The sequence below is a fragment of the Halobacillus seohaensis genome (assembly GCF_042663045.1).
In the GTDB taxonomy this organism is placed as follows: domain Bacteria; phylum Bacillota; class Bacilli; order Bacillales; family Halobacillaceae; genus Halobacillus_A; species Halobacillus_A seohaensis.
The window spans coordinates 344,895-356,453 of record NZ_JBHSZV010000004.1 but is presented as its reverse complement, the minus strand read 5'-3'; the positions used below and the strand labels follow the sequence as shown (position 1 = coordinate 356,453).

Genomic DNA, 11,559 nt, shown 5'->3' with positions numbered 1-11,559 from the left:
TAAATAGTATGTCACAGTTGGTGATTAGGTGGTGAAAGAATGGAACTGTCCAACAGACAAGAACATATCATCCAGATTGTTAAAGATAACGGACCGATAACAGGGGAAAATATAGCTGAACAACTAAGTTTAACTAGGGCTACCTTGAGGCCAGACTTGGCTATATTAACAATGGCTGGATTTTTGGATGCTCGCCCACGCGTGGGATATTTTTATACAGGAAAAACGGGGTCTGAACTATTAACTGAGAAACTAAAGAAATTCAAAGTTTATGAATATCAGGCATTGCCTGTAGTTGTTGAAGAGGATGTTTCAGCTTACGACGCTATTTGTACAATGTTTCTTGAAGATGTAGGAACGCTTTTTGTCATAAGTGAAAAAGCGTTACTTGTTGGAGTTCTATCTCGGAAAGATTTGCTTCGTGCAAGTATTGGGAATCAAGACTTAACTTCCGTTCCTGTTCATATTATTATGACAAGAATGCCGAATATTTCCATTTGCGAAAAAGATGATCTTTTATTGGATGCAGCACAAAAACTGATAGAAAAGCAAATCGATGGTCTTCCAGTTGTAAAAAAAGTTGAGAAAGGATTGGAGGTTGTTGGTAGGTTAACAAAAACCAGCGTTACTAAAGCATTAGTTGAGTTAGCAACCGATCAACATCTCTGATTCGTTCCTTTCAAGAAGGAGAGGGGAAAAGCCGTGAGTAAACCTTTAATCTATATACTTTCTGATTCGGTAGGCGAAACAGCGGAACTTGTTGTAAAAGCCGCACTAAGTCAATTTGATGATGGACCTTTTGAAATTCAAAGAATTCCTTATGTTGAAGATAGGGGAACGATAAACGAAACAATCGCTCAAGCGAGAGAGTACAATGCAATGATTGGTTTCACCCTTGTTATACCTGAATTCAGAGAATACTTATTAAAGAGAGCAGAAGAATATAATCTTGAGTGTATTGATATTATGGGACCGATGATGGAAGCAATGCAGAGGTACCTCAAAACCGATCCTCGATTAGAACCAGGATTAGTGCATAAATTGGATGAAGATTATTTTAAGAGAGTCGAAGCTATAGAATTTGCAGTTAAATATGATGATGGAAGAGATTCAAGAGGAATTACAAAAGCTGATATTGTACTCATTGGAGTATCCAGAACGTCAAAGACACCTCTTTCACAGTACTTAGCCCACAAGCGGTTAAAAGTAGCTAATGTGCCCATAGTTCCAGAAGTAGATCCACCAGAGGAATTATTTAAAGTAGCTCCTAGTAAATGTATTGGTTTGAAAATTAGTCCTGAGAAGCTGAATGATATACGTAAGGAACGCCTTAAATCTCTTGGTTTAGGTGAAGAGGCAAGCTATGCAAATATTGATCGAATTGAACAAGAAATTGAACATTTCAATGCAGTCGTAGAACGAATTGGATGTCAGGTCATTGATGTGTCCCATAAAGCTGTTGAGGAAACTGCTAATGTAATAGTAAATAAAATGAGGGAAAATCCTAGCTAAATAAGGGAAGTCGCGCTTTTCAAAATTAAAGCGCGACTTTTCTTGGGAAATAACTAAAAAAAGTATAGATTTTTGTGAACCAATGTATTATAATTGTTATTTGTGTAAAAATAATCATATTGTTATACTTAGGGATTTACTTTTCAGAAAAATAAAACATTAAGAAATGAGCAGGAATCTAACGATTATTGTAGAAATACTGAAATATACCAAAATAAATACAAGTATATGGGTAAATGCCGATAGTTGTCCTGTTCAAAGTGAATCACTGCTGGTTTGTTTCAATTTCAATATAGACCCTAAGTTTGTTGCCATAGTTAATCATTTTAAACCTGAATTGAATGGGGAAAATTAGATTTTTTTTGATAATAGTTCACAATCAGTGATCTTTTTATTTTAAATTAGGTGAAACCTGGAGATATTGTAATTACACAAGATTATTCTTTGGCTATATTACTAACATCACAACGGGTTTACGTTGTTACCCCAAGAGGTAAACTGATAAAAGAAGGGGAAGCTGCTGATATCATGAATCAGAAGCATCTCCGACAACAAACTATGAAACGGAAACGAAAGTGGAAAATTCCCAAAGCGTTTACCAGTCAAGATCGCAAGAATTTTTCGGGCGCTTTGATTGACTTACTAGAAAATCATGAAGAATTAAAGGGAATGTAACAAATTTTATTTACTGGTATGGTGATAAAAATGGCTGGACACATTCCAGAAGAAACGGTAGATGAGATTAGAAAATCAGTGGATATAGCAGATGTGGTTGGTGAATATGTTAAATTAAAGCGCCAAGGTCGGAATTATTTTGGTTTGTGTCCCTTTCATGGGGAAAATACTCCTTCTTTTTCAGTCTCTAGTGATAAACAGATTTTTCACTGTTTTGGTTGTGGAAAAGGTGGGAATGTTTACACATTTCTAATGGAAATTGAAGGGTACAATTTCCTTCAAGCTGTTCATAAAACAGCTGAAAGAACAGGGCACTCCTTACCTGAACAGTTTAACGAAGAACCTACTAAACAACAAGATCCCGAATCTCAAAGTATTTTAGAAGCGCACGAATGGTTGACTAAGCTATACAACCATTTATTGCGTCATTCAAAGGAAGGAAAGCAAGCTTTACAGTATCTCCTTGATCGTGGCTTCACAGAAGAAACAATTTATAAACATCAACTAGGCTTCTCTCCAACATCCCAAGAGTTTGTTGTTACTTTCTTAGAAAAGAAAGGTTTTCATCCACAAACCATGGTAAAAGCAGGCTTATTAAATGTTAACAATCAAGGAGAATATTTTGATCGATTTCGAGGGAGAATTATATTTCCGCTTCGAAATCATCTTGGTAAAACTGTAGCTTTCGCTGGTAGATCGTTAGGTGAGCAGGAACCCAAATATTTGAATAGCCCTGAAACAGATCTTTTTCAAAAAGGTAAGTTGCTGTTCAACTTTTATTTAGCTCGATCAGCTATTCGAAAAACGAAGACATTACTTTTATTTGAAGGTTATGCTGATGTTTTTTCAGCCGAACAAGCTGGTGTTGAAAATGGTGTGGCCACAATGGGTACATCCGTTTCAGAAGTTCAAGCACAATTAATTAAACGTTATGCTGATCAAGTGATTATTTGTTACGACGGAGATGAAGCAGGGACAAACGCGGCAGTTAAAGCAGCTAAAATCCTAAAGCGAACAGGATGCCAAACAAATGTGGCGCGCTTACCAGAAGGTATGGATCCAGACGATTATATTAAAAAATTTGGTGGAGATCGCTTCAAAAAAGAAATTATAGAAGCAAGTGATCCTTATACATCATTTATAATAAATTACCTTCGCAGAAATTATAATCTGCAATTAGAAGGAGATCGCATTGCTTATATCGAAAAGGTATTACAGGAGGTAGCACAGTTAGATCGTGCCATTGAAAGAGAACACTATTTAAATGAGTTAGCTACTAATTTTCAAATATCAGTTGAAACACTGAAAGATGAAGTTGAAAATTTAAGAAAACGCGTTACGTCAAAAGATGGGCAAGGTACTAAAAATAACAGTAGACAAAATCGTTCCTTTGAGTCTCATTCAGTACATCAAAAACTGTTACCGGCCTTTCACAATGCGGAAAGAAAGTTAATTGCAATTATGTTGAAAAATCAAGTTATTGCTGATAAAGTGCAAGAGGAATTAGGTGGCGCTTTTAATATTTCTGAGCATCAAGTAATTGTAACGCACTTATATGCATATTATGAAGATGGTCACCAACCTGATGTTAGTCAGTTTGTTGAACGCATCGAAGATCAATCATTAAAAAACTTGGTCATACAATTAACAATGTCACCTAGCGCAGAAGAAGAGATTACTGATCAGGAGTTAGCAGACTATATTCATCGAATTCGAATAGAGAGCATGGATCGAACGGATATAAAAAGCTTAGAAGCAGAACAAAAAAGAGCAGAACAGCATGATGATCCAATTAAAGCTGCAGAGATTGCAATGGAAATTTTGAGACGAAAAAAAGAGTTGAAAAACACTCATTAACTTGGTATGGATAGTTGGAAGGAGGGGGACTCATGGCGGACAAGCAAAAACAGCCATCACGTTCTAAAGAAAATGAAAGTGAATTAACGTTAGAGCAAGCAAAAGAACAGTTACTTGAAATGGGTAAGAAGCGAGGGATTCTTGCTTATGAAGAGGTAGCTGATAAGCTCTCTAGCTTTGAGTTAGACTCAGATCAAATGGATGAATACTATGAGCACCTAAATGAACAAGGTGTAGAGGTGATTGGTGATTCTGATCAAGATCCTAGTATGCAACAATTAAATAAAGAAGAAGAGTTTAACTTAAATGATCTAAGTGTGCCGCCTGGAGTGAAAATTAACGATCCCGTTCGTATGTACCTAAAAGAGATTGGTCGGGTTAATCTACTTGCCGCTAAAGATGAAATCAGCTTAGCTAAAAGAATTGAAGAAGGCGAAGAGGAAGCAAAGCGTGATTTAGCTGAAGCAAACTTACGACTAGTTGTAAGTATTGCTAAAAGGTATGTTGGCCGTGGCATGTTATTCTTAGACTTAATTCAAGAAGGAAACATGGGACTTATTAAAGCAGTAGAGAAGTTTGACTATCGCAAAGGGTATAAATTTAGTACGTATGCTACATGGTGGATTAGGCAAGCTATCACTCGTGCGATTGCTGACCAGGCACGTACAATACGAATTCCTGTGCATATGGTAGAAACAATCAATAAACTGATTCGGGTACAAAGACAATTACTTCAAGACTTAGGACGGGAACCTACTCCTGAAGAAATTGCACAAGATATGGAATTAACACCAGACAAAGTTCGTGAAATTCTTAAAATTGCTCAAGAGCCTGTATCCTTAGAAACACCGATTGGTGAAGAGGATGACTCCCACCTTGGTGATTTTATTGAAGATCAAGAAGCTACTTCTCCTTCCGATCATGCGGCCTATGAATTACTCAAAGAGCAACTTGAAGATGTCTTAGATACGTTAACTGATCGTGAAGAAAATGTTTTGAGACTGCGTTTTGGTCTAGATGATGGACGCACGCGCACACTTGAAGAAGTAGGAAAAGTTTTTGGTGTAACGCGTGAACGTATTCGACAAATCGAAGCAAAAGCATTAAGGAAACTTAGACATCCTAGTCGAAGCAAACGATTAAAAGACTTTATGGAGTAACATTTAACCTTTGTAAAATTTAGGGGCCAACTAGGTCCCTAAATTTTTATCAATTGTTTCGAGGTGATTGCCCATTGGACCATCGGACAGAAATAATAGTGAAAGAGATTTACTACTGGAAGCAAAATAAATTGTTACCGGCTGAATATTGTAACTTTCTTTTGGCACTCTATACAGAAGGTGAAGAGATCACAGAAGAGGCATCGACTAATCGGATTGAGTCAAATAATAACCCTCTAGTATACGGTTATGTAAGTGTTATCCTAATGTTGGTACCATTTTCATTTCTTGTCATTTATTTTACTGAACTGGGTATAATATTGCAAACAGGTCTTTTGTCGTTATTTGTTGGCATCGCTTTCATAGCCTATCGATACGTATTTTGCTATATTAAATTATATATTCACTTTTCAATCCTGATTCTTTTGTTTCTATTATTACTACTCACTGTTCATGTGGCTGGTTATTGGGGTGCAACTAATTTTATTGTATATGTGTTAGTAGGTGCTCATTGTATATTTTGGTTTTTATTAGGTCGGTTGAAACAGTACAGATATCTTCAAGCCTTAAGTTTATTAGTACTTGTCATTCTCGGGATTACAATAGTTTTGTAAGTTTTCATGATTTCCCTTTCCTATAAAGAGATTTTCAAGTAAAATATATATAGTCTGTTAGACATTTATCAAACTTTAAGGGATACATAAGGAGGATGCAACTAATGAGAAGAAACCCTGTGATTCCTTTTGCAATTATTGCTGTATTGGGAATTCTAGTGATGATTGTTGTGTCATCAGTAGGAATTAATGAAAGACAAGCAATTGAAAATGCAGAAGACGGAGAAGAAACTGAGGAAACAGCAGCAGGTCCTGAAGAAATGTATCAGCAACAATGTTCAAGTTGCCATGGTGGAGACCTAGAAGGGCAAAACGGTCCTAGTCTTCAAGAAGTTGGATCAAAATATGATGCTGCAGGAATTCAAGATATCATCGAAAATGGTAAAGGCGGCGGTGCAATGCCGGCAGGACTCTACACCGGTGATGATGCTGCAACTTTAGCAAAGTGGTTAGCTGAAGAACATCAATAAATTTAGGGAAAGCTTTCTGGCAACTTTCAGAAAGCTTTTCTTTTTATGAGAGGAAAGAAAAGCATGAATGGTCAACAACTATCGAAGCGTTTAAAAACGGTAGCACGTTATTTACAAAAGCCGATTAGTTTTGCTGATATAGGGTCAGATCACGCCTATTTGCCTTGTTATGTGTGCCACGATAATCCTGAGTCTTTTGCTATTGCGGGAGAATTAAATGAGGGTCCTTACCTTAGTGCTAAGAAAGAAGTTTGTGTGAACGAGCTAGAAGAACAAATCGAAGTAAAGCTTGGTAATGGATTAGAAGTAATCGATGATCGAATAGCCCAAGTTGTTATTGCTGGAATGGGTGGTCCTTTAATTGCAAATATATTAGAAGAAGGCAAAATGTCATTAACAAGTGTATCCAGAATTGTAGTGCAGCCGAATATTGAGGCTCGGGCGATCCGAAAATGGTTTATGTCAAATGACTATAACTTGGTAGAGGAAGCCATTCTAGAAGAGAATGGGCATTATTATGAAATTTTAGTTGCGGATAAAGGGAATGGTAGAGAAAATTATGATGAAAACAGTTTAGAAAAGCAATTGTGGCTTGGTCCTCACTTACTTAAAGAAAAAAGTATTGCGTTCCAGTTGAAATGGACAGATGCAAAAAATAAAAAACTAAATATAATTAAACAAATGCAGCAGTCGACTAACCCTGATAGAGAAAAAATCAAAGCATTTGAAAGAGAGATTCGATGGATAGAGGAGGTATTAAACTAATGGGTAAAGATGTGAAAGTAGCGGATTTAGTAAACCAATTAGAAAGAATCGCACCTACACATTATGCCTTTGATTGGGATAATGTAGGATTGCAAGTAGGTTCTTATAATCAGTCAGTAAAAAGGGTGATGATAAGCCTAGATGTTCTAGAGAACGTGGTTGACGAGGCTATTAGCCAAGATGTTGACTTAATCATTGCCCACCATCCTTTATTATTTGTGAAACTAAGCCAAATTGATATGGATACAGCTAAAGGCCGTACCATCCAAAAGTTAATCCAACACAATATTTCTGTATATGCAGCTCACACTAATCTAGATGTTGCACGAGGGGGAGTAAATGATGTGATGACTGAGCTTCTTGGGATAGAGGAAACAGCGCCATTAGTAGAAACAGAAAAAGAAAATTTCATCAAACTTGCGTTGTACGTTCCAAATAGTCACTCTGATCTTGTTAGGAATGCTATAAGTGAGGCAGGAGCGGGTCATATAGGTGATTATAGTCATTGTACCTATCAAGTAGAAGGAGAAGGGACCTTTAAGCCTCAGGAAGGTACGAATCCGTTTATTGGAAATGAGGGTAATCTTGAAAAAGTAGAAGAAAAGCGAATCGAAACGATCCTGCCTAAAGAAAAACTTTCTAAAGTTTTAAATGCAATGACAGAGGCTCATCCTTATGAAGAAGCAGCATATGATTTATATCCTCTATTAAACGAAGGAGAATCAATGGGTATAGGAAGAATTGGAAGACTAAAGAATCAAATTCGCCTAGGTGAATTGTGTGAATTAGTCAAAGAAAAATTTGCGGTACCTCAGCTTCGCTATGTTGGTGACGATCAGAAATATGTACAAAGCGTTGCGCTACTTGGGGGAAGTGGAGAGAAGTATATGAGTGATGCTCTCAGCAAAGAGGCAGATGTTTATATTACAGGAGATACAACTTTTCACTTAGCTCAGGAAGCGATGGAGAATGGTTTGGCTATAATTGATCCAGGGCATCATGTAGAAAAGGTGGTCTGTCCTGCAATAAAGAATTTATTAGAGGAGTCCTTTGCTTCAGATGTGAAATTTATAATTTCTGCATCTAATACAGAGCCGTATCGATTCAAATGAAATAAAGGCCATTCGATGTGAAACGAATGGCCTTTACGCTAATTTTATTTCTTTTTTGCTCTTACTTTTGGTAAAATTTTCTTCTGTTCTACTTTTGATTCTAGAATCAAACTTTCTTCATTTTCAGGGTCGTACTGTTCAATGAAGTTAATGACTTCTTTTGTAATTGGAGTAGGGGTAGAAGCTCCAGCAGTTACGGCAACTTTTGAAACACCATCTAACCAATCAAGATCTATATCTGTAACATCTGCTATTCTATAGGCCTGTGTGCCTGCTATTTCAATAGAAACTTGGGCGAGTCGGTTAGAGTTATTACTTATTGGATCCCCAACTACTAATGTTAAGTCGGCATCTTTAGCCTGTTCAGAAACAGCTTCTTGTCTTACCTGGGTCGCCATACAAATTTCTTGATGTTTTTCCACGTGAGGGTATTTTTCTTTTACTCTTTCCATGACGTCATATACGTCCCATTGGCTCATAGTCGTTTGATTGGTAATCATAAGCTTATCATGATCAAGTTCAAGTTCCTCTACGTCTTCCTCTGTTTGAACAAGGTGAACTTTACCAGGTGCAACGCCCATTGCTCCTTCTGGTTCAGGGTGACCTTTTTTACCAACGTAGACGATTTCATAACCTTCTGAAACGCGATCACGGATCAGATTGTGAGTATTAGTAACATCAGGGCAAGTAGCGTCAAGAGTAGTTAAACCTTTTCTCTTGGCTCGTTCTTTAACTTCTGGAGATACTCCGTGGGCCGTGAAAATAACAGTTCCATCATGGATACCTTCAAGTAGATCTAAACGATTTTTTCCATCAACGGTTATAATTCCTTCACTCTCAAATGCATCTGTAACATGAGTATTGTGAACAATCATTCCTAAAATATATATCGGACGTGGTAAGTTAGGATCTTTTGCCGCATTTTGAGCAATAACCATAGCATCCACCACACCATAGCAATAACCGCGAGGGGCGATTTTTATGACTTCCATTTCATAAATCCTCCTCTTCGAACTAAACTAACAATGATGACTCTTTCGTTCATTACCTATTATAAAGGGTAATGACTTAGATGACAAAGAATCTCTTCAGATCGTGCAATTCTATTCATGGTGAACTATAATAGAATAGGAACATTATACATTAAAGGAGTACGTTTATGAGTAACCATACATTTAAAGAATATGCCATCCGTCCAATTATCGGTCAAATGATAGAAGGATTAGGGTTTAACGAACCAACACCTATTCAGCGAGAAGTCATTCCTGCTGCATTAAGGGGAGAAAGTATAATCGGACAGTCCCATACGGGATCCGGTAAAACTCATGCTTATTTACTCCCTCTTTTTAATCAAATTGATGAAGACTCTAGAAACGTTCAGTTTGTTGTCACAGCACCTACACGCGAGCTTGCTATGCAAATTTATGAGGAAGTAAAGAAAGCCATCCAGTTTGCTGGAAAAGAAGGGACTTGGCGCTCAAGCTTAGTCATTGGAGGAACAGACAAGAAAAAAATGTCAGGCAAGCTTTCTTCAAATCCTCCACAGATTGTTGTCGGAACGCCAGGTCGTATCTTGGATATGGTGAGGGAGGAAGCGCTTGATTTACATTCGGCCAAATCGTTTGTTCTAGATGAAGCTGATTTAATGCTTGACTTAGGTTTTATTGAGGATGTTGACCAGATCCTCCTACGAATGAATGAGGATTTACAAATGTTAGTTTTCTCTGCAACAATACCAGAAAGACTGCAGCCATTTCTCAAGAAATATTTATCAAATCCTACTCATATCCAAACACAGGATAACCAACCATCACCTGAATCAATGGAGCATCGACTTGTGGCACTAAGGCACAAAAACCCTGCTGACATAATCATAGAGATTTCTAAAAGTATCCAGCCGTATTTAGCTATAATTTTTGCAAACGGAAAAGAACAAGCGGATGAGTTGGCTAATGAACTATTAGATAGAGGTTTAGAAACAGGTATCATCCATGGTGGGCTTAGTCCTCGTGAACGAAAACGAATGCTAAAAGAGCTTCAAGGTCTGCGCTATCAATATATTGTCGCTACTGATTTAGCATCAAGGGGAATTGATATACAAGGTGTCAGCCATGTAATTAACGCGAGGATGCCTAAGGAAGAAGAATTTTATATTCATCGAGTTGGTCGAACAGCTCGAGCAGGTTTAGAAGGAACGGCAATTAATTTATATACTGAAGAAGATTTACCACTTATTGAAAAACTCGAAAAACGGGGATTGTCATTTACTTTTTATGAAGTGAAAAAAGGTGAGTGGATAGAGGCTAAATCTTATAAAGAAAGAAGAACTCGTACGCGAGACGAATCAGATCTAGAAAAGAAAGCCAAACATATGGTAAAAAAACCAAAGAAAGTCAAGCCAGGTTATAAGAAAAAAATGAAACAAGAAGCAGATAAAAATTATAAAAAACTTATGCGAAATAGTTTTCGTAACAAGCGTTAAAGGGGATTTCCGATCATGGTTAAAATTGGTTCGCACGTGTCTATGAAGGGGAAAAAGATGTTACTTGGAGCAAGTGAGGAAGCTGCTGCTTATGGTGCATCAACATTTATGGTCTATACAGGAGCACCACAAAATACGAGAAGACGACCGATTGAGGAGTTAAATATAGAAGCAGGTACGGATCATATGGAAGCAAATGGTATTGATGATATTATCGTACATGCACCCTATATCATCAATATTGGAAACACGACGAAGCCTGAAACTTTTCAGCTTGGTGTGGATTTTCTTAGAAGTGAGATTGAGCGTACAGAGGCGATTGGATCAAAACAAATCGTCCTACACCCTGGTTCTCATGTTGGACAAGGGGCTGATAAAGGAATTGATAAAATTATTGAAGGACTAAATGAAGCACTACACAAAGACCAAAATGTGCAAATTGCACTTGAAACTATGGCTGGTAAAGGTTCAGAGTGTGGCAGGAGTTTTGAGGAATTAGCGAAAATCATTGAAGGTGTTACGCTGAATGAGAAGTTATCAGTTTGCTTAGACACCTGCCATATTCATGATGCTGGTTATAATGTGGTAGAGGATTTTGATGGGGTTCTTGAAGAATTTGATCAAATTATAGGGTTAGATCGTATCAAAGTGGTACATGTCAATGATAGTAAGAATATTCAAGGTGCAGGAAAAGACCGACACGAAAATATAGGATTCGGACATATAGGATTTGAAGCACTCCATCAAGTAGTCCACCATGAAGTATTTAAGGACACTCCAAAGATCCTTGAAACGCCTTATGTGGGGGAAGATAAGAAAAATAAAAAACCTCCATATCAATTTGAAATCGACATGCTTAAAGAGGGACAATTTGATAAAGAGTTAAAGGAAAAGATCCTACAACACTAAAGC

At 37.3% G+C, this 11,559-nt stretch carries 12 protein-coding genes; 11 read left to right on the top strand and 1 reads right to left on the bottom strand.

Features of this window, described 5'->3' with window-relative positions:
• The first annotated feature begins 39 nt into the window (after nt 1-39).
• The 9 genes from ACFQIC_RS02120 (at nt 40) to ACFQIC_RS02080 (ending at nt 8,165) form a co-directional block, all read left to right on the top strand.
• Nucleotides 40-669, top strand: coding sequence for a helix-turn-helix transcriptional regulator (locus ACFQIC_RS02120; RefSeq protein WP_204706810.1), 630 nt, complete (start codon nt 40-42; stop codon nt 667-669).
• 33 nt (nt 670-702) lie between these two features.
• A complete protein-coding gene (locus ACFQIC_RS02115) occupies nt 703-1,512 on the top strand; it encodes a pyruvate, water dikinase regulatory protein (RefSeq protein WP_204706808.1) in 810 nt (269 codons plus the stop codon).
• Nucleotides 1,513-1,917: 405 nt separating this feature from the next.
• Nucleotides 1,918-2,187: a DUF188 domain-containing protein gene (locus tag ACFQIC_RS02110; RefSeq protein ID WP_390216913.1), complete on the top strand. Its 270-nt coding sequence runs from the start codon at nt 1,918-1,920 to the stop codon at nt 2,185-2,187.
• A 30-nt stretch (nt 2,188-2,217) separates the two neighbouring features.
• Entirely contained in the window at nt 2,218-4,044 is a 1,827-nt protein-coding gene (gene dnaG, locus ACFQIC_RS02105) for a DNA primase (RefSeq protein WP_204706806.1), read from the top strand.
• Between the two features lie 32 nt (nt 4,045-4,076).
• Complete coding sequence (gene rpoD, locus ACFQIC_RS02100; RefSeq protein ID WP_204706804.1) at nt 4,077-5,204, top strand: RNA polymerase sigma factor RpoD; 1,128 nt, start codon at nt 4,077-4,079, stop codon at nt 5,202-5,204.
• Between the two features lie 74 nt (nt 5,205-5,278).
• Nucleotides 5,279-5,818, top strand: a complete 540-nt coding sequence (locus ACFQIC_RS02095) for a hypothetical protein (RefSeq protein ID WP_204706802.1) — start codon at nt 5,279-5,281, stop codon at nt 5,816-5,818.
• Between the two features lie 104 nt (nt 5,819-5,922).
• The gene (gene cccA / locus ACFQIC_RS02090) at nt 5,923-6,288 is read left to right on the top strand and encodes a cytochrome c550 (protein ID WP_204706799.1); all 366 of its coding nucleotides are present in this window, start codon (nt 5,923-5,925) and stop codon (nt 6,286-6,288) included.
• 45 nt (nt 6,289-6,333) lie between these two features.
• Nucleotides 6,334-7,053, top strand: a complete 720-nt coding sequence (locus ACFQIC_RS02085) for a tRNA (adenine(22)-N(1))-methyltransferase (RefSeq protein ID WP_390216912.1) — start codon at nt 6,334-6,336, stop codon at nt 7,051-7,053.
• Nucleotides 7,053-8,165, top strand: a complete 1,113-nt coding sequence (locus ACFQIC_RS02080; protein ID WP_204706795.1) for a Nif3-like dinuclear metal center hexameric protein — start codon at nt 7,053-7,055, stop codon at nt 8,163-8,165. The genes ACFQIC_RS02085 and ACFQIC_RS02080 overlap by 1 nt, the downstream gene beginning before the upstream one ends.
• Nucleotides 8,166-8,209: 44 nt before the next feature.
• Here the strand turns inward: ACFQIC_RS02080 and ACFQIC_RS02075 are convergent, their stop codons facing one another.
• The gene (locus ACFQIC_RS02075; RefSeq protein ID WP_204706793.1) at nt 8,210-9,157 is read right to left on the bottom strand and encodes a 4-hydroxy-3-methylbut-2-enyl diphosphate reductase; all 948 of its coding nucleotides are present in this window, start codon (nt 9,155-9,157) and stop codon (nt 8,210-8,212) included.
• Nucleotides 9,158-9,324: 167 nt separating this feature from the next.
• On the opposite strand from ACFQIC_RS02075, the gene ACFQIC_RS02070 reads away from it, so the two are divergent.
• Nucleotides 9,325-10,647 carry a DEAD/DEAH box helicase gene (locus ACFQIC_RS02070; RefSeq protein WP_204706791.1) on the top strand — a complete coding sequence of 441 codons (1,323 nt, stop codon included), beginning with the start codon at nt 9,325-9,327 and terminating at the stop codon, nt 10,645-10,647.
• A 15-nt stretch (nt 10,648-10,662) separates the two neighbouring features.
• Complete coding sequence (locus ACFQIC_RS02065; RefSeq protein WP_204706789.1) at nt 10,663-11,556, top strand: deoxyribonuclease IV; 894 nt, start codon at nt 10,663-10,665, stop codon at nt 11,554-11,556.
• Nucleotides 11,557-11,559 lie beyond the last annotated feature (3 nt).